The 21,663-nt window shown below is 68.2% G+C and carries 18 protein-coding genes; 8 read left to right on the top strand and 10 right to left on the bottom strand.

What is annotated here, in order from left to right:
- Position 1: 1 nt before the first annotated feature.
- The 6 genes from AC1VV3_RS15730 to AC1VV3_RS15705 all read left to right on the top strand — a co-directional run bounded on the left by AC1VV3_RS15730 (position 2) and on the right by AC1VV3_RS15705 (position 7,816).
- Complete coding sequence (locus AC1VV3_RS15730) at positions 2-1,168, top strand: fumarylacetoacetate hydrolase family protein (protein ID WP_482962798.1); 1,167 nt, start codon at positions 2-4, stop codon at positions 1,166-1,168.
- Positions 1,165-2,124: a 2-hydroxyacid dehydrogenase gene (locus AC1VV3_RS15725; RefSeq protein ID WP_482962797.1), complete on the top strand. Its 960-nt coding sequence runs from the start codon at positions 1,165-1,167 to the stop codon at positions 2,122-2,124. The genes AC1VV3_RS15730 and AC1VV3_RS15725 overlap by 4 nt, the downstream gene beginning before the upstream one ends.
- Positions 2,108-2,917 carry a kinase gene (locus AC1VV3_RS15720; RefSeq protein WP_482962796.1) on the top strand — a complete coding sequence of 270 codons (810 nt, stop codon included), beginning with the start codon at positions 2,108-2,110 and terminating at the stop codon, positions 2,915-2,917. The genes AC1VV3_RS15725 and AC1VV3_RS15720 overlap by 17 nt, the downstream gene beginning before the upstream one ends.
- Positions 2,914-4,044: an FMN-dependent L-lactate dehydrogenase LldD gene (lldD, locus tag AC1VV3_RS15715; protein ID WP_482962795.1), complete on the top strand. Its 1,131-nt coding sequence runs from the start codon at positions 2,914-2,916 to the stop codon at positions 4,042-4,044. The genes AC1VV3_RS15720 and lldD overlap by 4 nt, the downstream gene beginning before the upstream one ends.
- 72 nt (positions 4,045-4,116) lie before the next feature.
- Positions 4,117-5,742 (top strand): rhamnogalacturonidase, encoded by a 1,626-nt coding sequence (locus tag AC1VV3_RS15710; protein ID WP_482962794.1) that lies wholly within the window; start codon positions 4,117-4,119, stop codon positions 5,740-5,742.
- Positions 5,743-5,752: 10 nt separating this feature from the next.
- Positions 5,753-7,816, top strand: coding sequence for a glycoside hydrolase family 2 protein (locus AC1VV3_RS15705; protein WP_482962793.1), 2,064 nt, complete (start codon positions 5,753-5,755; stop codon positions 7,814-7,816).
- Between the two features lie 19 nt (positions 7,817-7,835).
- On the opposite strand, the gene AC1VV3_RS15700 is transcribed toward AC1VV3_RS15705, so the two are convergent.
- The 4 genes from AC1VV3_RS15700 to AC1VV3_RS15685 all read right to left on the bottom strand — a co-directional run bounded on the left by AC1VV3_RS15700 (position 7,836) and on the right by AC1VV3_RS15685 (position 14,754).
- Positions 7,836-11,057 carry an alpha-L-rhamnosidase gene (locus AC1VV3_RS15700; protein ID WP_482962792.1) on the bottom strand — a complete coding sequence of 1,074 codons (3,222 nt, stop codon included), beginning with the start codon at positions 11,055-11,057 and terminating at the stop codon, positions 7,836-7,838.
- Positions 11,054-13,063, bottom strand: coding sequence for a right-handed parallel beta-helix repeat-containing protein (locus tag AC1VV3_RS15695; protein WP_482962791.1), 2,010 nt, complete (start codon positions 13,061-13,063; stop codon positions 11,054-11,056). The genes AC1VV3_RS15700 and AC1VV3_RS15695 overlap by 4 nt, the downstream gene beginning before the upstream one ends.
- 52 nt (positions 13,064-13,115) lie before the next feature.
- The gene (locus AC1VV3_RS15690) at positions 13,116-13,844 is read right to left on the bottom strand and encodes an SDR family oxidoreductase (protein WP_482962790.1); all 729 of its coding nucleotides are present in this window, start codon (positions 13,842-13,844) and stop codon (positions 13,116-13,118) included.
- 61 nt (positions 13,845-13,905) lie between these two features.
- A complete protein-coding gene (locus tag AC1VV3_RS15685; RefSeq protein WP_482962789.1) occupies positions 13,906-14,754 on the bottom strand; it encodes a fumarylacetoacetate hydrolase family protein in 849 nt (282 codons plus the stop codon).
- A gap of 183 nt (positions 14,755-14,937) precedes the next feature.
- Here AC1VV3_RS15685 and AC1VV3_RS15680 point away from each other — a divergent pair, with 183 nt between their 5' ends.
- Together AC1VV3_RS15680 and AC1VV3_RS15675 are read left to right on the top strand one after the other, a co-directional pair.
- A complete protein-coding gene (locus tag AC1VV3_RS15680; protein ID WP_482962788.1) occupies positions 14,938-15,777 on the top strand; it encodes an amidohydrolase family protein in 840 nt (279 codons plus the stop codon).
- 2 nt (positions 15,778-15,779) lie between these two features.
- Complete coding sequence (locus tag AC1VV3_RS15675; protein WP_482962787.1) at positions 15,780-16,784, top strand: aldo/keto reductase; 1,005 nt, start codon at positions 15,780-15,782, stop codon at positions 16,782-16,784.
- A gap of 43 nt (positions 16,785-16,827) precedes the next feature.
- Here the strand turns inward: AC1VV3_RS15675 and AC1VV3_RS15670 are convergent, their stop codons facing one another.
- From AC1VV3_RS15670 to AC1VV3_RS15645, 6 genes are read right to left on the bottom strand one after another with little or no spacing between them, the layout of a single operon-like run.
- Positions 16,828-17,751, bottom strand: a complete 924-nt coding sequence (locus tag AC1VV3_RS15670; RefSeq protein WP_482962786.1) for an SDR family NAD(P)-dependent oxidoreductase — start codon at positions 17,749-17,751, stop codon at positions 16,828-16,830.
- Positions 17,748-18,635: an SDR family NAD(P)-dependent oxidoreductase gene (locus AC1VV3_RS15665; protein WP_482963148.1), complete on the bottom strand. Its 888-nt coding sequence runs from the start codon at positions 18,633-18,635 to the stop codon at positions 17,748-17,750. Before AC1VV3_RS15665 ends, AC1VV3_RS15670 begins: the two co-directional genes overlap by 4 nt.
- Positions 18,636-18,640: 5 nt before the next feature.
- A complete protein-coding gene (locus tag AC1VV3_RS15660) occupies positions 18,641-19,207 on the bottom strand; it encodes a nuclear transport factor 2 family protein (protein ID WP_134094284.1) in 567 nt (188 codons plus the stop codon).
- On the bottom strand, positions 19,197-20,093 hold the full coding sequence (locus AC1VV3_RS15655) for an SDR family NAD(P)-dependent oxidoreductase (protein ID WP_134094283.1): 897 nt from the start codon (positions 20,091-20,093) through the stop codon (positions 19,197-19,199). The genes AC1VV3_RS15660 and AC1VV3_RS15655 overlap by 11 nt, the downstream gene beginning before the upstream one ends.
- A complete protein-coding gene (locus AC1VV3_RS15650; RefSeq protein WP_442046016.1) occupies positions 20,090-20,620 on the bottom strand; it encodes a nuclear transport factor 2 family protein in 531 nt (176 codons plus the stop codon). The genes AC1VV3_RS15655 and AC1VV3_RS15650 overlap by 4 nt, the downstream gene beginning before the upstream one ends.
- A gap of 36 nt (positions 20,621-20,656) precedes the next feature.
- Complete coding sequence (locus AC1VV3_RS15645) at positions 20,657-21,658, bottom strand: zinc-dependent alcohol dehydrogenase family protein (protein ID WP_482962785.1); 1,002 nt, start codon at positions 21,656-21,658, stop codon at positions 20,657-20,659.
- Positions 21,659-21,663 lie beyond the last annotated feature (5 nt).

Genomic DNA, 21,663 nt, shown 5'->3' with positions numbered 1-21,663 from the left:
CATGGACCTCTCGCCCGCGGCCATCCTCCCGGCCGACCCCCACGCCCTGCTGTTCGGCCGGGTCTGGCGGCCCGAGGCGGAAGGCCCCTCGCTGGTGCGTATCGACGGCGAACGCGTGATCGACATAAGCGCCGCTTTCCCCACGGCGCGCGACTTGTGCGAAGCAGCCGATCCGGCAACCGCTCTGCGCCAGGCTCAGGGCGAGGACCTCGGCCCGCTGGCGGCGATCCTTGCCAACAGCGATCCGGCAAGGCGCGATGCCGCGCGCGCCTGGTTGCTTTCGCCGATAGACCTCCAGGCCGTGAAGGCGGCGGGCGTCACTTTCGTCACGTCCATGCTCGAACGCGTGATCGAGGAACGCGCGCGCGGCAATCCCGAAGCCGCCGCCGAGATCCGCGCACAAGTCCGGGGCCTCGTCGGTGACGATCTGCGCGCCCTGCGGCCCGGCTCGCCCGAGGCCATGGCGCTCAAGCAGACCCTGATCGAGGCCGGCGCCTGGAGCCAGTACCTCGAAGTCGGTATCGGTCCCGACGCGGAGATCTTCACCAAGGCCCAGCCCATGGCCAGCGTGGGCACCGGCCACGAAATCGGCGTCCACCCCGCTTCGACCTGGAACAATCCGGAACCCGAAGTGGTGCTCGTCATCGCCTCGGATGGCCGGATCGTCGGCGCAACGCTGGGCAACGACGTCAACTTGCGCGACGTGGAAGGCCGCTCCGCCCTGCTGCTCGGAAAAGCCAAGGACAACAATGGCGCTGCCGCGATAGGGCCGTTCGTGCGCCTGTTCGACGGAGCGTTTGACCTTGCCTCGGTAGAGACCCTAAGCCTCACGCTGACAGTGACCGGCGAGGATGGCTTCGTGATGCAGGGACGTTCGGAAATGCGCGAGATCAGCCGGGCGCCGGCGGACCTCGCGGCGCAGGCACGCAACGCGCATCACCGCTATCCGGACGGCTTGGTCCTGTTCCTGGGCACGCTGTTCGCGCCGACCCAGGACCGTGACGAGCCGGGGCACGGCTTCACGCACAAGACGGGCGATGTGGTGCAAATCGCCGCCGGCCCGCTGGGCGCGCTGGTGAACCGGGTGACCGCCACGGACCGCTGCGCGCCCTGGGACTTCGGCGCCGGCGCCCTGATGCGCAACCTGGCGGGGCGCGGACTGCTATGAGCGCGAAGCCGAAAATCCTGCTCACCCGCCGCTGGCCGGAAGAGGTCGAGACCCGGCTTGCCGCCGCTTACGACGTCACCCTGAACGATACCGACAGGCCGCTGGGCGAGGCCGAACTGGCCGCGGCGATGCGCGAGCATGACGCGCTTTGCCCCACCGTCACCGACCGCATCACCCGTGCGGTCATGGAAGTAGACGATCGCCGCGCACGCATCATCGGCAATTACGGCGCCGGCTTCGAGCACATCGATCTCGCCGCCGCGCGCGCCCTCGGCATTGCCGTCACCAATACCCCGGACGTCCTGACCGAGGCTACCGCGGACATCGCCATGACCCTGCTGCTCATGGCCAGCCGCCGCGCCGGAGAAGGCGAGCGCGAGCTTCGCGCCGGGGCATGGACCGGCTGGCGGCCGACGCACCTTGTCGGCCAGTCGCTGTCGGGCAAGCTGCTGGGGCTCGTCGGATTCGGGCGGATCGCACGGGCGACGGCGAAGCGGGCCGAAGCTTTCGGCATGCGCATCGCCTACCACAGCCGCCGCCCTGCGCCGGACATGCCGCAGGACGCCTATTTTGCCGACCTCGGCGAACTGGCCGAGCGCGCCGACATGCTGTCCCTTCACGCGCCCGGCGGCGCCGAGACGCGGCACATGGTCGATGCCGCCCTGCTGGCGCGAATGCCTGCCCACGGCGTGCTGGTGAACACCGGGCGCGGCACCCTGATCGACGAAGCGGCGCTGGCCGAGGCCCTCGCTGCCCGGCAGATCGCCGCCGCGGGCCTCGACGTCTATGAAGCCGAGCCCAAGGTCCACCCTGCGCTCGTCGACCTTCCCAATGTCGTCCTGCTGCCCCATCTCGGCAGCGCGACGATCGAGGCGCGTACCGCCATGGGCATGAAAGTCGCTGACAACCTCGACCGCTTCTTCGCGGGGGAACCACTGCTTGACCCAGTCGTCTGAGCGGGTCGCCGCGGCCGTCCGGGGCTGGCTGGAGGCGCCGCGCAGCGGCCCGCTGATTGTGGGCCTGTGCGGATCGCAGGGCTCGGGCAAATCCACGCTGGCCGAAGACCTCAAGTCGCGGATGGAGGGGCTGGGCCACCGCGTCGCGGTCCTCTCCCTCGACGACCTCTACCTCGGCCGCGCCGCGCGCGCGGATCTGGCGCGCGAGGTCCATCCGCTGTTCGCCACGCGCGGCGTTCCCGGCACCCACGATGCCGCGCGCGGTACCGCCCTGCTCGGCGCCATCCGCGCCGGTGCGCCGGTCACCCTGCACCGTTTCGACAAGGGCCGGGACGAACCCGTGCCCACCGGCGATCCCGTTCCCGCCGTGCTCGACCTGCTCGTTTTCGAAGGCTGGTGCGTGGCTGCCCGCCCTCAAAGCGAATCCGCGCTGGCGGCGCCGATCAACGCCCTCGAACGCGATGAGGATCCGGACGCCGTCTGGCGCCGCCATGTGAACAGCTTGCTGGAAAGCACTTACGCCGCGCTTTTCGCGCGCATCGACCGTCTCGTCCTGCTCGCCGCGCCCGGCTTCGAGGTCGTGCGCGGCTGGCGCGGACAGCAGGAGGACGTCCTGCGAGACCGCATCGCCCGCGGCGAAGCGCAAGGCTCGCAGGTCATGGATGACCCCGCGCTCGACCGTTTCGTGCAGCATTACGAGCGCCTTACCCGCCACATCCTCGCCGAGATGCCGGACCGGGCCGACCTCGTGCTCCACCTCAATCCCGACCGCAGTCTCAGGGACCCTTCATGATCGTTTCCTCTCCGCTCGACTTTCGCGAAGCGGCGCGCCGCCGCCTGCCGCCGTTCCTGTTCGACTATGTCGATGGCGGGGCCTTCTCCGAGGAGACGATGGAGGCCAACCGCGCGGCGCTGAAAACCGTGCGCCCGCGCCAGCGCGTGCTGCGGGATGTCTCCGCGCTCAGCCTTGAGACCCGGATCCTGGGCGAGACGATGGACATGCCGGTCATGCTGGCCCCGATCGGGCTTGGCGGCATGATGCGGCGGCGCGGCGAATTGCAGGTGGCCCGCGCCGCGCGGGCGGCGAACGTACCCTATATCCTCTCCACCGTCAGCGTCTGCCCTCTGGCCGACGTGATCGCGGCCAGCGGCGCGCCGATCTGGTTCCAGCTCTATGTGCTGAAGGACCGCGGCTTCATGCGGCACGCGCTGGAACGGGCGCAGGCGATGGGCGTGACCAAGCTGGTGTTCACCGTCGACATGCCGCTGCCGGGTGCCCGCTACCGCGATGCCCATTCCGGCATGAGCGGCCCCGCCGCTCCGATGCGCCGGATGCTGCAAGCGGTCACGCACCCGCGCTGGGCCTGGGACGTGGGCCTGCTGGGCCGGCCGCACGATCTCGGCAATATTTCCCACTACCGGCAGAAGCCGACCGACCTTGCCGACTACATTGGCTGGCTGGGTGCCAACTTCGATCCATCGATCACCTGGTCCGACCTCGAATGGATCCGCGACTTCTGGCAGGGCGAGATGATCGTCAAGGGCGTGCTCGATCCGGCCGATGCGCGCGACGCGGTGCGGCTCGGCGCCGATGGGGTGATCGTCTCCAACCACGGCGGCCGCCAGCTCGACGGCGCGATCTCGACCGCGGAGGCCCTGCCCGCCATCGCCGATGCCGTGGGTGACGAACTGACCGTGCTGGTCGACGGCGGCGTCCGCACCGGCCTCGACGTGGTGCGCATGCTGGCGCTCGGTGCGCGCGGCGTGTTGCTGGGGCGGGCCTATATCTACGCGCTGGCGGCGGAAGGCGAGGCCGGCGTGACCAGGCTGCTCGACCTCATCGCCCAGGGCATGAAAGTGACGATGGCCCTGAGCGGGGTGACATCGGTGAAGAACATTACCCGCGACATGCTGGTGTAACCGGCCGGAAAGAGTTGGCAGCGCCTCTCGCTTATGTAATACGTCATACAACATAAGTTTGAGGGAGCAGGAATGGACCGCGTTATCGAACGGGCGGAATTCAGCCGCCGCGCCGTGACGCTCGGCTTTGGCGCGGCCTTTGCGATGAGCGCCGTGCCAGTGCGCGCGGCAGGCGCTCTTTCCGGATTCCACGACGTTCGCGACCACGGCGCCAGAGGCGACGGGGCGGCCATCGATTCCGACGCGTTCAACCGCGCCATTGCCGCCGCGAGCGATGCGGGCGGGGGCACCGTCGTCGTGCCTCCCGGCCATTACTTGTGCTTCTCGATACGCCTGCGCAGCCACGTTACCTTGCTACTGATGCCCGGCAGCGTCATCGAGGCGGCCGACCCGCGCCGTCACAAGGGCGGGTACGACCTCCCCGAAGGCGTCTTCGAGGAGCAATACGTAGACTACGGCGTCGCCCATTTCCGCAATGCGCTGATCTACGGCATCGACCTGAGCGACATTGCGATCATCGGACGCGGCATGATCCACGGCCTCGGGCTCGACCGCGAGGGACCGGCGCCGCGATGGCACGGTATCGCAGGCTGGAAGTCCCCTCGCGAGCAGGGCCTGTCCCCCGATGCCGCCCGCCGCGCCATCCCGCGCGAGATGGCCTACGAAGGGCGCGGCAACAAGGCCGTGGCGCTCAAGCGCTGCCGCAACGTGCTGCTGCGCGACTTCACGATCCTGCAAGGCGGGCACTTCGCCTGCTACGTGCTGGGATCGCAGGGCGTCACTATCGACAATCTCACCGTCGATACCGACCGCGACGGCATCGACATCGACTGCTGCCGCGACGTGCGGGTGACCGGCTGCACGGTCAACGCCCCGAAGGACGACGCCATCGTCCTCAAGAGCAGCTATGCCTTGAACGCGCCGGTGTTCTGCGAGGAGATATCGGTGATCGGCTGCAAGACCAGCGGCTACGACCTCGGCTCCTTGGTGGACGGCACGTATCGCCCCTCGCCCTATCGCTCGGTGGACGACGTGGGCGTGCTCGGACGGATCAAGCTCGGCACCGATTCCGCCACCGGCTTCCGCAATATCCTGATCGCGGACTGCACGTGCGAGAACACGCGCGGATTGCAGCTGGGGGCGATCGACGGCGGCGTTCTGGAGGACGTGACCTTCCGCGACATCAACCTGAAGAATCCCGTGAACCATCCGATCTTCGTCCGCCTCGCCGCGCGCAACCGCGCGCCCGTCGGGACCGGACCCTCGAAAGTGCGCCGCGTGCGGTTTTCGGGCATCAACGTCTCGGGCGCGCCCGGTCCCTATGCCTGCGGCATCGTCGGCAATCCCGGTGCGCCGGTGGAGGACGTGACCTTTTCCGACGTCCACGTTCGCGCGGCAGGCGGCGGCACGGCCGAGGACGCCGTCCGCGCCATCCCGGAGCGGCCTGCCTCCAGCCTCGAACCCAGCTTCATGGGTACGTTCCCGGCCCACGGCCTCTACGTGCGCCATGCCCGCAACGTGGTGCTGCGCGACGTGACGTTCGATGTCGCCGCGCCCGACGCGCGCCCTGCCGTGCTGTTCAACGACGTGGCCGGCGCAATGGTCGATGGCCTGCGATCCCCCCACGCGCGCGGCGAAGCGATCCGCGCCAACGCCAGCAGCGACATCGCCATCGGCGCCGTCGTGAAACTCGCCTGAGAGGCTGACCATGATCCAGAGATCCCTGCGCCCCCTGCTCGGCCTGCTTCTCGCCGGAGCGCCGGTTCCCGTACTGGCCGCCAGCGAGCGGCCGCTGGCCGAGGGCTGGCATTTCGTGAAGTCCGATGCCGCCGGTGCCGAGGCCCCCGCCTTCGACGACCGCGCCTGGCAGAGCGTCTCGGTGCCGCACACCTACAATGCGCAGGACTCCGGCATCGGCGGCGCCAAGGCGCGCGGCGAACCGGAGGGCGTCTACTATCGCGGCCCGGCCTGGTACCGCCTCGGCTTTGCGGCCAGCCCGCAAGCGGGCAAGCGCTATCTGCTGAACTTCGGCGGAGTTTCGCTGAAGGCCGAAGTCTGGCTGAACGGCCGCCGGCTGGGCCAGCACAAGGGCGGCTACGGCGCCTTCCGCTTCGACGCCACCGAGGCTCTGCGCAGCGGGGACAATGTCCTGGCCGTGCGCGTCGACAATGCGCGCGACACGCAGATCGCCCCGCTCAACGGCGACTTCAACGTTTTCGGCGGCCTGGCCCGCGCGGTCGGCCTGATCGAGGAAGACGCGCTGGCGTTCGACCGGCTCGACCATGCCGGACCCGGCGTGCAGGTCCGCACCACCTCGCTGAAGGGCCGCGAGGCGGCGGTGGCGCTCACCGCCGCGCTGAGCAACGCGCGGACCTCGGCTGCGCGCTTCAGCCTCGACACCCGCGTGCTCGACGCCGCAGGCAAAGTCGTCGCCCGCGCCTCGCGCACCGTCATGCTTGGGGCAGGCGAGAAAACCAGCATCGAGCAGTCGCTGGCCTTGCACAATGCGCGGCTCTGGCAGGGCGTGAAGGCCCCCTATCTCTACCGCGTGGTCACCGAGATCGCCGAATCCGGCCGCGTGATCGACAGCGCCAGCGTACCGCTCGGCGTGCGTACCGTGGCGGTGCGCAAGGACGGCACCTTCCTGCTGAACGGCGCGCCCTACCCGCTTCACGGCGTCAACCTGCAACTGCCCACCCGCTTCGGCCGCGGTCCGGTCGTGACCGATGCCGAGATCGACGAGGACCTGGGCCTGTTCGCGGAGATGGGCGCGACCGGCCTGCGCCTGGCGCACATGCAGCATCCGAGCCGGGTCTACGAACGCGCGGACGAACTGGGGCTGCTGGTGCTCACCGAAGTGCCGCTGATCGACGATCACGATCCTTCCGACGCCTTCCGCGAGAACCTGGTCGAACAGATGCGCGAGCTGATCGCGCAGACCGGCAACCACCCCTCCGTGGCGCTCTGGGGCATCGGCAACGAGATCCGCAAGTCGGATGCAGCCTCGAACCGCATCCTGTCCGAACTCCAGGCCACGGCAAAAGCCCTCGATCCCACGCGTCCGACGACTTACGCGCATTGCTGCCTAGACGACAGCGATCCCATCGCGCAGCACAGCGATACGGTGTCCTACAACCGATACTTCGGCTGGTACTGGACGAATTCGGAGGACATCGGCCCCTGGGCCGACGCGCTTCACGCCAATATGCCAGGCCGGCCGTTCGGCGTCAGCGAATACGGCGCGGGCGCCAGTGTGCTGCACCAGGAAGACCCGGTGATGAAGCGCCCGGAATCGAACGGCTACTGGCACCCCGAGCAGTACCAGACCGACTTCCACATCAAGCACTGGCGCGAGATGAAGAAACGGCCGTTCCTCTGGTCCAGCTTCGTGTGGGTGGGCATCGACTATCCCTCGTTCAAGCGCAACGAGGGGGATCGTCCCGCGATCAACGACAAGGGCCTCGTCACCGAGGACCGCAAGACGCGCAAGGATGCCTGGTACTGGTATCAGGCGAACTGGTCGGACACGCCGATGCTGCACCTCGCCAGCCGCCGCGACGTGAACAAGCGCACGCAGCGCGTCGTGGCGCAGGCTTTCACCAACCGCCCCGAAGTGGAGATGCGCCTCAACGGCGGCGCCTGGACGAAAGTGCCGGTGGACGACCATATAGCCGCATGGACGGTGGACCTCGCGCCGGGCAGCAACCGCGTGGAAGCGCGCGCCGGGACGTTGATCGATACCGTAACCTGGAACTGGACGACCCGGCCCTGAGCGTCCCCCTCGCCCCGGATCAGGTCCGGGACGAGGGACCCTGGGCCGTGAAACGGTACTCGCCCGAACCGACCTCGATCACCAGACGATCGCCGCGCATGCCGACGATCTCCACCCCCGGTACGTCCGGGAGTGCGCGCCCGCTCTCGCGAACGGCATCGGCCGAGCGGGCCGGCAGGCAGACTTCCGCGCGAGAGTTCGCCGGCACCACCAGCCGCGCATCGAACTGCCCGGCCGCGGTGCTCCACTCCGTGACGATACGGCCGAGCACGCTTTCGTAGCTTGCCCCGCCGCGCGGCAGGCGCGGGTCCAGCACCGGGTCGAAGCGCCACTTGAGGAAGCCCGCGTCGAGCGGATCGATCCCGGCCACGCGGCGGAACACGAAACCCGTCACCGCGCCCAGCGCATAGTGGTTGTACGAATTCATCGAAGCGTCCGCCATGTCGGCGTTCCAGCGCTCCCAGATCGTGGTCGCGCCCTTGGCGATCATGTAGCCCCACGAGGGAAAGGCGGTGCGCAGCAGCAGGTCGTAGACCAGCGCATGCTCGCCTTGGTCCGCCAGGGCATCGAGGCTGAACGGCGTGCCCAGGAACCCGGTCGAGAGCAAAGTGCCGCGGCGCCGGATATCCGCTGCGAGCTTCGCCGTCGCCGCCGCGCGCAGGCCCTCGGGCACCAGTCCGAAACGCAGCGCGAGGATGTAGCCGCATTGCGACCCGTTGCCGACACTGCCGTCCGGCCGCACGAAGGCCGCGGCGAAGGCGGCGGTGATGTCCTTCGCCAGTTGCTCGTAGCGTTCCGCCTCGGGCTGGCGCTTCGCCCCGCGTGCCATCTGCGCCATGGCATCGGCCGAGCGTTTCCACATGGCCGTCGCGATGAGGTCCTTGGGCGTGGTCTCGTCCCCCGGCTCCTTGGCGTCCAGCGCCACCCAATCGCCATAGTCGTAGCCGCGCAAGTGGCGCCAGACATGGTCCGGGTTGCTGTCGGCGATGAAGCGCATGTAGCGCGTCATCGCCGGCCAGTTGCGCTCCACGATCGCGGTGTCCCCGTAGCGCTGCCAGACCGTCCAGGGCAGGATCACCCCGGCATCCGCCCAGCCCGGCGAGGCGCCGAGCAACTGGTCGCGCCAGCCGGAAGGCGCATAGTCCGGGAATTCCCCGCGCGGCCCCTGGGCGTCGCGCATGTCGCCCATGAAGCGGCGGGTGAACGGGCCGACGTCCATGGTGAAGGCCGCCGCGTCCCAGAACACGTTGGCGTCCCCCGTCCAGCCCAGCCGCTCGTCGCGCTGCGGGCAGTCGGTAGGCACACCGAAGAAGTTGGAGCGCTGGCTCCAGCGGCTGTTCTGCCACAGGCCCTGGATGATCCGGTTCTCGATCAGCGGCCGCCCGGTTTCGGGCAAGGCGCTGGATACGACGATCCCCGCGATCTCGTCTGCGGTGGGTACGCGGCCCAGTCCGCTGACTTCGACATAGCGGAAACCGAAATAGGTGAAGTGCGGCTGGTACGTTTCGCCCGCCGGATCGCCGCGCAGGGTATAGAGGCAGGCGCAGCGCGCCGACCGCAAGTTCGCCTGATCGACATGACCGTCCGCGCCGAGGATTTCGGCAAAGCGCAGCGAGACCTGCTTCCCGGCCGCGCCGCGGGCCTTCAGTTCCACCCAGCCCGCGAAGTTCTGGCCGAAGTCGATGACGTGCCGGTCGCCTTCGAAGCTGGTGATGGATTTCGCCGCCATGCGCTCGATCGGGCGGATCGGCGGGCCGACGTGAGCGACCAGCGCACAAGGCGGGGTCTCGCCGATCCGCACGGGCACCCAGCCGGCGCCCCGGAACCCCGGCTGCGACCAGCCGGGCTGCTCCAGCCGGGCGTCGTAATCCTCGCCGTAGTAGATTTCCGCCTGGGTCACCGGACTTTCGGGGCGCAACTGCCAATCCTTGTCGGTCGCGACAAGCGAGCGGGTGCCGTCGGTGTGCTCGACCTCAAGCTGCGCGAACAGCCGCAGCGGCGGATCGCCGAAAGCATAGCGCCCGGCCGGGGCGTGGTAGCTGCCATACCATCCCTCTCCCAGCATCGCGCCAATGGCGTTGGCGCCCGGACGCAGGAGCGCCGTCACGTCGTAAGTGCGGTAGAGCGCGGTGGAACGGAAATCGCTGCTTTCCGGCGCAAGGCAGACATCGCTGATACGCGCGCCGTTGATTTCCGCCACATAGGCGCCGAGCGCCGTCATGCGCAGCCGCGCCTGCCGCACCGGCTTGGCCAGCCGGAACTCGCGCCTGAGCATATAGGCACCGCTACGCGGCCAGGCCTGGGGCTGGTCGGCGGAACGGGTCGCCGCGGCCCAGCGCGCATCGTCGAAAGACGCCTCGGACCAGCCCTCGGGCGCATGGACGGCCGTACGCATCGTCTCGCTGGTCAGGCGCCGGCCAGCGGTACGGATCATCGCGGTAGCGGCGATCTCGTGGATTTTCGGCCCATTGAAGCCGCGCGGATTTTCCACCCGGAAGCCCAGCACATGACGCCCCGCCGCCAGCCGGCGCGTCGTCACCGCCACCGGATCGATACCGAAACGCTTGAAACCCACGGGGACTTCCACTTGCGCCCCATCCAGCCAGAGCGTCGACTTGAAGTTCGCCGCCGTGAACAGCGTCACGTCCCCGGGTTCTGCCAGATCGAAGGCGAGGCGGAAGAAGCGCGGGGACTCGTCCGCCGTGCGGTCGCCCCGCATCCACACGAGACCGGCCGCGCGGTCGGCGCGTTCCAGCTCGGTCTGCGCCTCGATCCACTGCGCCTGCCAGTCCGCCTTGTCGAGCAGGCCCATCTCGAACGTGGCGACCGGACTGGTCGCGCGCAGGCCCGCATCGTCGCGCACGAGGACGCGCCAGTAGACCTTCTGCCGCGACTTCAGCGGCGCACCGAGCCAGCCCATGTCCATGCTGCGGCGGGTGAGCACTTCGCCCGCGTGCCACAAGTCCGGCGTGCCCGCCTCCAGCAGCGCGGCGCTCGACGCGGCCTGAACCTCGCAGCGGGTCTGGGTCACGCCGCGCCGGTCGCTTTCCAGCCGCCACGACAGCCGCACGTCCTGCTGGTCGAGCCCGATCGGCCCGACCAGTCCCTCGGCGCGAAGATCGACCACGCGCAGCGCCGCCGCGTCCTGCGCCAGGGCCGAACCCAGCGGCATCCCTGCGGCTGCACCCAGCGCGCCGGCACTCTTGAGCAGCGCACGGCGGTCAAGGCCGGCCCCGCTCACTTGCGCACCCCGGCCGCGTCGATCACGGCTTGCGCCTCGGCGGGCCAGTTCCGGTCGGGTACCAGCGGATTGTCCCGCGCGACGTTGCCGATCTCCTCCAGCCAGCGCCCGCCGGTGGTGTTGACCGTGTGCCAGTTGCCGGTGGCCAGGTTGTCAGTGGAGATGCGCCGCTTGTACATGGCGCCCGCGGTGTTGATATTGAGCCACTTGCCGCCCGTCTCGACGACGTTGCCGGCGATCCTGAAGTGCTTCGAACCCTCGTCGAGATAGATCGCGATGCGGTTGCCGATGTCGAAGATGTGATTGCCGCGGATCACCGAGTCCGGGTTGGCCGAAAGGTTGTAGATCGCGCCGCCGTCCATGAACCAGGTCTTCACGCCGTGGATGCGGTTACCCTCCACCACGGTATCGCGCAGCGTCGTGGGCGTGGTGAACCTGGTGTTGTGGACGTAGCCCTTCGCGTTCTCGTCGTAATTCGGGTTGCCGCCCGCATCGTTGTAGCCCCAGCCCCAGCCGACGGCGATCCCGTCATAGGGGGCATCGCTGATGTCGTTATGAGCGATGCGCGCGCCGGTTACGTAAGTGGTGAGGATCGCCGCGTTGTCGCGGTAGTCCTGGCTGACGGTGACGACCATATTGTCCTCGATCGCGAGGTCGCGGTTGACGAGGCGGAGATCGGCCGGGTGGTGCGCCTCGACCCGGACGCCGCCCGCCATGATCGCGCTGCCCGAAATCACGGCGAAGCGATTGCGCGTCACGCGCACACCCTGCACGGCCAGCCCCACGCCCGAAAGATTGGCATTGGCGTCATTGCCGATGCCGAGCGCCACCTGGCCGAGCTGCGAGAAGGTATTGCCCGTAAAAGTGACGTCGCGCGCCGCGGAGACTTGCACGGCGGCAGGCATCTGGTGCCATTTCTGGCGCATCGATTCGAACTCGGTACAGCCCCAGCCGCAGCTTTGCCAGGCATCGGCGGGGCGGATCGGAGAGGTCTCGTAGAGGAACGCGCCGCTCTGCTGGTTGGCATAGCCGGTGGGGCGCGAGGGGCCGAGCCAGCTCGTATGCGAAAAACGCAGGCCTTCGAAGCGCAGCCGCTCCACCGGCGCCTCGGGCGTGCCCGCGATGGAGACCAGCGCCTCGAGCCGGGGCACGATCACCTCGCGCCCGGCGATGTCCTCGTCCAGGCCCATGCGCAGATAGAGCTTGCCCGCCTGCGGGTCGATCACCCACTGATAGGGACGCGAGTGCCACTCGTTCGCCTTGCCGACGAATTCCAGCGCATTGGTCAGGAACAGGCGGCTGTCGTCGGGGAAGATCGGCTTGGAGATCGTGTCGTAGCCCCAGGTGTTGTTGTCCCAGGCGGGCTGCTGCATCGTCACGCGGCCGCTCGCGATGGCCTTCACCGGAGAGAAGCGATCGGTGAAGAAGCCGGTCGCCTCCAGCTCCACCCGGTCTGGCCGGGCCAGCGTGGAGAGCCAGTCCAGCTTGGGGTTCACCACGGTGAAGCCCTGCGCATCGAACGTCACGTCGGCGGCGCGGATCTCCACCCAGGGCCGCTCCGCCAGCGTGCCGTCGACCCAGACCTGCCGGGTATCGAGGCCCTTGGGCACATCCGCGACCCAGATGCGGCGCTCCGCATCGTAAGGCTTGAACCCCGTCACCGCCATGCCGCCGGAAATCGTGGGATGCGCGCCCGTCGCCGCCTTCCATGTCACCGCATGACCGCCCAGCCCGCCATCGCCGCGCCGGAACGAGAGCGGCGCCTCCAGGCGGTAGGTCCCCTCTCCCAGCAGCACCGTTACATCCGCCTTGGCATTGCTGCGCCGCACCAGGGCCTGCGCGCGGGGAAGCGAGCGGACCGGCCGCGCTGCCGTGCCGGGATTGCGGTCGTCGCCTTGCGGAGAGACGTGCACTTCGACGGCGCGCTCCTGGGCGATGGCCGGCAGGGCGCTGGCGCCCGTCGCCAGCATGGCCAGAAGGCGCGCGATGCGGCGGGCCTCGATCATAGTTCCGTCTCCCTTTTCTTGTTCTTGTCCGGATTCTTGTTCTTGTGCGGAATCAGCTGGTCCAGCCGCCGTCGATCACATGGATCCCGCCGGTGGTGAAAGCGGACTCGTCCGAAGCCAGATAGACCGCCAGCGCTGCCAGCTCCCCCGGTCGGCCGAAGCGGCCCATCGCCTGCCTTGCCGTGAATTCCGCATAGGCTTTCTCGAAATCGCCGGTGTCGCGCAGGCGCTGGAGCAGCGAGGGCGTTTCCACCGTGCCGGGGCAGATCGCATTGCAGCGGATGCCCTGAGTGACGAAGTCCACCGCGACCGATTTGGTCAGCCCGATCACCGCTGCCTTGGTGGTCGAATAGGCGAAGCGGTTGGGCACGGCCTTCACGCTGGATGCAACCGAGGACATGTTGATGATCGAGCCCCGCCCGAGCGCGATCATCTGCGGCAGCACGGCCCGGATCATGCGGTATTGCGCCGTGACATTGAGCGCGTTGGAAAAGGCCCAGGCGTCCTCGTCGCAGTCGAGAATGGTGCCGGGATGGACGAAGCCCGCGCAGTTGAACAGCACGTCGATGTCGCGGTGCGCCGCCGCAGCAGCCTTCACGGCATCGGCATCGGTCACGTCGAGCACCAGCGTTTCCGCACCCTCGAAGTCCGCCAGCACATCGGCGCGGATGTCCGTCGCGATCACCCGCGCGCCTTCGCGCAGGAACGCTTCGGCACTGGCGCGGCCGATACCCTGTCCGGCCGCCGTCACCAGTGCAGTCTTACCAGCAAGACGCCCCATACCCTCTCCATCATCACGTAATACGTATGATGAATTAAACGCATGGGGCGCCTGCTGTCAATCAGTCTATCGCGACGAACTCCTGCCGCTGCGTGCCCAGCCTCTCGATACCCAGGGTCACCACGTCGCCCGCCTTGAGGTACCAGGGCTCCGGCTTCTGGCCGAGGCCGACGCCCGGCGGGGTGCCGGTGGTGATGACGTCGCCGGGAAGCAGCGTCATGAACTGGCTGAGGTAGGACACGACCTGGGCGACGGTGAAGATCATCGTCGAGGAACTGCCGTCCTGCACGCGCTTGCCATTGACCTCCAGCCACATGCCCAGCGCCTGCGGATCGCCCACTTCGTCAGCGGTGACGAGCCAGGGTCCGATCGGCCCGAAGCCGGGGAAGCCCTTGCCCTTGTCCCAGGTGGCGCCGCGCTCCTGCTGCCACTCACGCTCCGACACGTCGTTGACGACGCAGTAACCCGCGACATGATCGAGCGCCGAAGCTTCGTCCACATTGTAGGCCTCGGTGCCGATGATCACGCCGAGTTCGACTTCCCAATCGGTCTTTCGCGAGGCGCGCGGGATCGTCACCGGATCGTTCGGCCCCTGGATGCAGCTCACCCACTTGTTGAAGACCACCGGTTCCTCGGGGATCGGCAGGTTGGATTCGGCGGCATGGTCGGCATAGTTGAGGCCGATGGCGACGAACTGGCGCGTCCCGCCCACGCAAGGGCCATAGCGCACCGGGCCTTCGATCAGCGGCAGCGAAGCCGGGTCGATCTGGGCAAGGCGCGACAAGGCGTCCGACGAAATCGCACCGGAATCGATGTCTCCCACATGGCCGGAAAGGTCGCGGATGCCGCCCTCGGCATCGATCATCGCTGGGCGCTCGTTTCCGGCTTCGCCGACGCGGCAGAGTTTCATTCTTGGCATCCTTTCATCTTGATTTGTCAGGGCGGCATGGACAGCCGCATCGCATGTTGTATGATGTCGTATGTTTATTCAGGGCGCAAGGCCGGAAGGCAAGGGAGAAGACATGACCGCCGCGTTTCGGACGACCCGCTGCAGAGCCGCGGCGCGCCGTCGGCCCGATCCGGAGCGGCGCCGGTGACGCGTCCGCGCATTCTCGATTCGCATCAGCACTTCTGGCGCATTTCCGCGCCGGAATGTAGCTGGCCCGATGCCGACTGGCCACTGTTGAACCGCGATTTCCTTCCGCCCGACCTGGCCACGGCCACCGCGGGTGTCGATCTTGCGGGCACGGTGCTCGTCCAGTCCCAGCCCGACGACCGCGATACGGACTGGCTCTTCGCCCTTGCCGCCGAAGAACCCATGGTGCTGGGCATCGTCGCCTGGGCCGCGCTCGACGCGCCCAGCGCGCCGGAGCGCATCGCCGCGCTGGCCCGGCGCCCCAAATGCGTGGGCCTGCGCCCGATGCTCCAGGCCATGGCCGACAGCGAATGGCTCCTGCGACACGAACTGCACCCCGCCATCGCGGCCATGGCCGAGCAGAGCCTGCGCTTCGATGCCCTCGTCGAGCCGCGGCACTTGCCCGCTCTCGCCCGCTTCGCAGAGGCCTGGCCGCAGATTCCCATCGTCATAGACCACGCCGGCAAGCCCGGCGCGGCCGCCCTTGCCATGGACCCCTGGCGCGCGGACCTTGCCGCCCTCGCCCGGCTGCCGAACGTGTGGTGCAAACTTTCGGGTCTGCGCACGCAGCAGGCAGAGGGGCAGGACGCCGCCGCGCTGGCGCCTTATGCCGCGCATGTGTTCGAATGCTTCGGCGCGCGCACCATGTGGGGCAGCGACTGGCCGGTGCTCATGCACATGGGCGACAGCTATGCCGGCTGGATCGACGATACCCTGATGCTGGTGGGCGATCTTGGCGCGGCCGACCGGCAACGCCTGTTCGAAGGCGCGGCACGTCAATTCTACGGACTGGAGTAAGCATGGCGACGCAATCGTTCCCGGCACCGCTGAGCTTCGGCTCGGCCGCGATCGGCAACCTCTATCGCCCGGTCCCCGACGCGGAGGCCTTCGCGGTGATCGAGGCTGCCTGGGCGGCGGGCCTGCGCTATTTCGACACTGCACCGCACTACGGCTTCGGGCTGAGCGAAAAGCGGCTAGGCGAAGCGCTGGCCACGCTGGACCCGGCAGGCGAAGCTATCATCTCCACGAAAGTCGGCCGCCGCCTGGATCCGGCCCCCCTTGCCGATCTCACCGCCCTACGTCAGGGTTTCGTCTCGCCCGAGCCGTTCGAAAGCGTGTTCGACTACGGCTACGACGCCGTCCTGCGCTCGCACGAGGCCAGCCTGAAACGCCTGCGACGCGATCGCGTGGACATCCTGCTGGCACACGACATCGGCAGCTATGCCCATGGCGCCGACCATGCCGAAAGGATGCGGCAGTTCCTGGGCGGGGGCCTGCGCGCCATGCAGCAACTGCGCGACGGCGGCGCGGTGGTCGCGATCGGCCTCGGCGTGAACGAAACGGCGGTCTGCGAGGAAGTCCTGGACCACGCCGATCTCGACGTCATCCTGCTGGCCGGGCGCTATACCCTGCTGGAGCAATCGCCGCTCGATCGCCTGTTTCCCTTATGCGCCGCGCGCGGAGTGCGCATCGTCGCCGGGGCGCCCTTCAACTCCGGCATTCTCGCGCGCGGGGTGCGGAATGGCCTGCCCGCGCCTTACGAATATGGCGCGCCCTCTGCCGATATCATCGCGCGGGTGGGCCGCATCGAAGACTTGTGCGCCGAATTCGGCATTCCGCTGGCGGCGGCGGCATTGCAGTTTCCGGTACGCCATCCGATCGTGGAGGCCGTGATTCCCGGCATCGCCACGAAGGCCGAACTGGATGCCGCGCTGGCGTTGATGTCCACGCCGATCCCCGAGAGCTTCTGGAGCGCCCTTGCCCAAGCCGGGCTGGTCGACAGCCGCGCGCCTCAACCCGCCTGAGCCGAACCTTTCCGCACGGCCGTCAAACGATGGAACCGAACGCCTAGCCCGCCTCCACGCCTCGGCGCACCAATTCGAAACTGCGCGCCATATGCTCGGAAAAACCGTCCTCGGCGGGGTGGAAGGTCCACTGGTGGGACATGTCGCGGATCTCGCCGATTTCCGCCGCCACGCGGTCGATGGTCCAGTCCGGCCGGTAGACGCCCTCGGTCTCGGCGATGAAGGCGCGGGCCACGCGGCCACCCATCGAGACGTACATCTCGCCCGTCACCGAACAGCTTTCATGCGCCAGCCAGCCCACCACCGGGGCGACCAGTTCCGGGCCCATCGCGGGATATTGCGAGGTATCCAGTCCTTCGGCCATGCGCGTCACCGCGCCCGGCAGGATGATGTTCGATTTCACCCCATGCGCCGCGCCCTCGATGGCGACGATGTTGTTCAGCCCGATCATGCCAGATTTGGACACGGCGTAGTTGACCACGCTCGGCATCGAATAGAGCCCACCGATCGACCCGGTGAGCACCACCCGGCCATAGCCCTGCTTCACCATGCGCTCGAAAGCCGGGCGCACGACGTGGAAAGCGCCCAGCAAGTGCACGTCCACCACGCTGCGGAAATCGTCGTAGCTGATCTCGTCGAGCATCGCGAAGCGGTTGTTGCCCGCGTTGTGGATCACCACGTCGACCCGCCCGAAGGCATCCAGCGCGGCCTCGACAATGGCTTTGCCGCCCGGTTCCGTAGCCACGCTCTCGGTGCAGGCCACCGCCTCGCACCCGGCGTCGCGAAGAGCCTGGGCGGCCTCTTCGGCCGGGCCGGCATCCGATCCGGAGCCCGAGAGCGCGCTGCCGTTGTCGGCGACCACGATCCGCGCGCCCAGCCCGCCCAGCAGTTCGGCATAGGCACGGCCCAACCCGCGCGCACCGCCGGTGATGACGGCCACTTTTCCATCGAAACGGCGTTCGCTCATGGCTTGCTCCAGGTGGTTTCGCCGGCGCTCCACAGCGGCGCCCCGCGCGTTTCGCGCAGCGAGGGGATCGTGCGGCCGTCCTTGTCCGTCACGCCATATTCGGCGGCGAGTTCGGCATTGATGAAAGTCCCGCCCGACCGCGCCTGAACCTGCGGGTCCATTGCCAGCGCGGCGATCACCCGCCCCGGGAACTCGGGCGAGGAGCCGACCGCGCTGTTGAGCTGGCCGGCCATGCCGGGCACCGTCTTCAGGTTTTCCCTCGCCCGCTCGGTATACGTGAAGCCCTGCCAGAGCGAGACGGCGCTGACGCCGGTATCGCGCAGCTCGTGCCCCATGTCGCGCATCATCCGGTCCGTGGCGGTCTTGGTGGTGCCGAACACGACATCGTAGGTATACGTCACGCCGACATAGCCGGAGAGCGCGGCGATCAGGCCGGAACCCTGCGGCACCATGATCCGCGCCGCATGCCAGGCGGCAATATAGGCGGCACGCATGCCGGTATCCCAGATTTCCCACGCATCCAGCGGCTTTTCCCAGAACCCGTCGCGGCGGGTCATGGCCTCCGGAATGGCCATGGCATTGTTGGCGAGGATATCGAGCCGCCCTTCGTCCCGGCGCACTTGCGCGAACAGTGCGGCGATCTGCGCGTCGTCCTTGAGGTCGAGCGCAACGGCCACGCCCTTGCCGCCGCGTGCCTCCACCTCCGCCACCGTTTCCGCAAGCGTTCCCGGCAAGGGGTTCTGGCCCGCGCCCGTCGTCCTGCCCGTGACGTAGACGGTCGCGCCATGCTCCGCGAGCGCGCAGGCGATGCCCTTGCCGATCCCCCGCGTGGCCCCGGTCACCACCGCGACTTTCCCGACAAGTCCGTCGGAGAGCCGGCCCACCTCGCTCACTTCCTTGCCGGATTGCTGGGCGCGCGGCGGTTGACGAGCGGCCGCTGGTAGGACGGGTCGTCCTTGTCGCGACTGGACACGCCGTTCAGCGCGATGCCCGGAACGTCCGAGAAGGGAACGGCCATAGGCGGCGGCATGGAGCCCCATTCGATGACATTGGTGCGCAGCGCGATCCGCCAGACATCTCCCCGCCGCTCCAGCCGGTCGATGTAACGGCCGCCTGCGATCCACAGCAGCTCGCCGCGATTGCGGCCGACGAACTGATAATAGGTTTCGGTATGGGCGGTGTCGCCGTCGAGATCGATGGTGGTCTGGAGCAGCGCGTGATGGGTGAGGATCTGCCCGGCCTCGTGCATCGGCACCGCCCAGTCCCAGCAATCCGCCGCCGATCCGACGAAGGGCCCGGCCGCCATCGTCGCATCGTCCCAGAACGCCGAGAGGTATATGTCCCGGTCGAACCGGTCCATCCCGCGCGAAAAGCGGGCCAGGCATTCGCGAATGTCCTGCTTGTCCAGCAGTTCGTCCAACCGCGCCGCGCGGTCTCGGGGGGTGTCACTTGCCACGGTAGTCTACCTCCGCAATGGGCTTCCATAGGGGCGAACCGCGCGAGGCGCGGGCGGATTGGATCACTTGGCCGTCCACGTCGGTCAGGCCGTATTCCTGCGCGAGTTCGGCCGTGACGAATTCTCCGCCGGAACGCTTCATCACAGCGGGATCGGCGGCCAGCGCGGCGATCACCCGGCCCGGATGCTCCACGCTGCTGCCGTGCATCTGGGTGATCGAGGCGGTCATCTTGTCGCCCATCCTGGCTAGATTGTCCTGCGCCTTCTCGGTCAAGGTCAAGCCCTGCCAGAGCGTCAGCGAGGCGACGCCGTGCGGTTCCAGTTCGATCGCCATGTCGCGCGCCATGCGGTCCACTGCCGACTTGGACGTGCCGAAGATGACACTGTACGTGTAAGTGACGGCCGCGAAGCCGGAAATCGCCACGATCAACCCCGATTTCTGCGGCGCCATGATCCTGGCAGCGTGCCAGGCCGCCACGTAGTTGGACCGCACGCCCACGTCCCACATCTCCAGGTTGGAGAGCGGTTTTTCCCAGAAGGCCTTGGGCTCCAACAAGTCGTCCGAGAGCGTGAAGGCATTGTTGACGAGGATGTCGAGTCGTCCCTGCTCGGCGGCTATCCGCTCGAACAGCGCGGCCACGGCGGCATCGTCGCCATGATCGCAGGCCACCGCAACACCGCGCCCGCCGCTCTCCTTGCCGCGCGCATCGCATTCGGCGGCCGTTCCGCCGACGGTGCCGGGCAGGTAGTAGTCTCCCTCCCGCACGGTACGCCCGGTGACGTAGACGGTCGCGCCCTGTTCGGCCAGGACCAGCGCGATGCCTTTGCCGATGCCCCGGCTGGCGCCGGTGACCAGCGCGACCTTGCCGGCCAGCGGCGCGCTCATGCCGTTTCTCCGGCGAACCAGCGCTCGCTGAAATCGCCCTTGGCGCGGCCGGGGAAGTGCTCGGCGGTGAAGGGATAGCCCATCACGCCCTTCGACCAATCGGCCGCCGCGCCCCAGTCCTGCTCCCAATCGTAGAGCATCACCCGGTCGGCAATGCGCCATTGCCCGTCGCGCTTCTCGAACGTGTCGAGGTAGCGGCCGCCGATGCAGGTATCGCGGTCTCCCTCCCCCATATCCACGCGGTGATAGGAAAAGACGTGGCTTTCGACGCGTGCGCTGTCGCCGTCCAGTTCGATCACCGACTGGCCGATCAGGTGCTGCGTATCCTTGATGGCATCGGCGCCGGGCACGACCCAGGCGAGATAGGCGTCGAAATCACCGGCATAGACACCGTAGTCGAACCGCGCCTCCGGCCACCAGCAGGAGCGGATCAGGTCCGCGCTGCGCCGGTCCTCACCGCGCGCAAGGCGGGCGACGCAATCGCGGATCGCCTCGCGGTCGAGCAGGGTCTGGATGTCTGGCGTCATTGGTCCTCTCCGTTTTCGGTGTCAGCCCGAATTCGTTCAAATTTCGATGCAGATCTTGCCCACCTGCTGGCCCGAACGCATGTGCGCAACGGCGTCTTCCAGGGCGTGAAGCGGGAACACCCGGTCGATCACCGGATGAATATCATGGGCCTCGATCGCGCGAACCATCTCGATCTGGTCCCGGTGACTGCCGACCGTCACCGCCTGAAGGCAGAGGCGCTTGGCCTGGACCGCGGCGAAGGGCATCGTATCGACATCGAACCCGGCCACCGCGCCGATGATCGCGATATGGCCGCCCGTCCGCGCCGCCTTGAAGCTCTGCGCCAGCGTGGTCGGGCCGCCCACCTCGATCACATGCTCGACGCCGAGCCCGCCGGTCAGTTCCAGCACGGCGTCTCCCCATTCCGGCGTGGCGATGCGGTCGATGACGTGATCCGCACCCAGTTCGCGCAGGCGCTCGTGCTTTTCCGGGGTCGAACCGATGGCGATGACGGTGGCACCCGCCGCCTTGGCGAATTGCAGCGCGAACAGCGAAACGCCGCCGGTGCCCTGCACCAGCACATGCTGTCCCGGGCTGACGCGCCCGTCCGTGATTACTGCGCGCCATGCCGTCACCGCCGCGCAGGGCAGACATGCAGCTTCCACCAGCGAGAGATTGCCCGGCGCGCGCGTGAAGTGCGAGGCCGGACGCACCGCTTCCTCGCAAGCGAAGCCGTCCGCGGGACCGCCCGGCGCATTGTCGAGTTCGGCGCGGTCGACATGGCCGTCGCGCCAATTGGGGTGGAAGGTGCTGATCACCCGGTCGCCCAGGGCAAACTGCGTCACGCCCGCAGCGACTTCCACCACTTCGCCCGCGCAGTCGGACAGCGGGATCAGCCCCGGCGGCGAGGGAAACACGCCCCCGATCACCAGCCCGTCGCGAAAGTTCAGCGATGCGCCGTGCACCCGGACGCGTATCTCGCCCGGCCTCAGAGCCTCCGCTGCCGGCAGCTCCACCAGTTCGAGCTGCCGTTCGCCGCCCGCGGGCGCAAGGCGCATGGCCT

The organism is Novosphingobium sp. BL-S-34 (genome assembly GCF_056857015.1).
Note: the sequence above shows the minus strand (reverse complement) of the source record. Positions and strands in the feature narration are given on the sequence as shown.

Bases quoted from the DNA above. Each gene is read 5' to 3' on its own strand.
- AC1VV3_RS15730 (WP_482962798.1), top strand. From the start codon at position 2: ATGGACCTCTCGCCCGCGGCCATCCTCCCGGCCGACCCCCACGCCCTG.
- AC1VV3_RS15725 (WP_482962797.1), top strand. From the start codon at position 1,165: ATGAGCGCGAAGCCGAAAATCCTGCTCACCCGCCGCTGGCCGGAAGAG.
- lldD (WP_482962795.1), top strand. From the start codon at position 2,914: ATGATCGTTTCCTCTCCGCTCGACTTTCGCGAAGCGGCGCGCCGCCGC.
- AC1VV3_RS15710 (WP_482962794.1), top strand. From the start codon at position 4,117: ATGGACCGCGTTATCGAACGGGCGGAATTCAGCCGCCGCGCCGTGACG.
- AC1VV3_RS15705 (WP_482962793.1), top strand. From the start codon at position 5,753: ATGATCCAGAGATCCCTGCGCCCCCTGCTCGGCCTGCTTCTCGCCGGA.
- AC1VV3_RS15695 (WP_482962791.1), bottom strand. From the start codon at position 13,063: ATGATCGAGGCCCGCCGCATCGCGCGCCTTCTGGCCATGCTGGCGACG.
- AC1VV3_RS15690 (WP_482962790.1), bottom strand. From the start codon at position 13,844: ATGGGGCGTCTTGCTGGTAAGACTGCACTGGTGACGGCGGCCGGACAG.
- AC1VV3_RS15685 (WP_482962789.1), bottom strand. From the start codon at position 14,754: ATGAAACTCTGCCGCGTCGGCGAAGCCGGAAACGAGCGCCCAGCGATG.
- AC1VV3_RS15675 (WP_482962787.1), top strand. From the start codon at position 15,780: ATGGCGACGCAATCGTTCCCGGCACCGCTGAGCTTCGGCTCGGCCGCG.
- AC1VV3_RS15670 (WP_482962786.1), bottom strand. From the start codon at position 17,751: ATGAGCGAACGCCGTTTCGATGGAAAAGTGGCCGTCATCACCGGCGGT.
- AC1VV3_RS15655 (WP_134094283.1), bottom strand. From the start codon at position 20,093: ATGAGCGCGCCGCTGGCCGGCAAGGTCGCGCTGGTCACCGGCGCCAGC.
- AC1VV3_RS15650 (WP_442046016.1), bottom strand. From the start codon at position 20,620: ATGACGCCAGACATCCAGACCCTGCTCGACCGCGAGGCGATCCGCGAT.
- AC1VV3_RS15645 (WP_482962785.1), bottom strand. From the start codon at position 21,658: ATGCGCCTTGCGCCCGCGGGCGGCGAACGGCAGCTCGAACTGGTGGAG.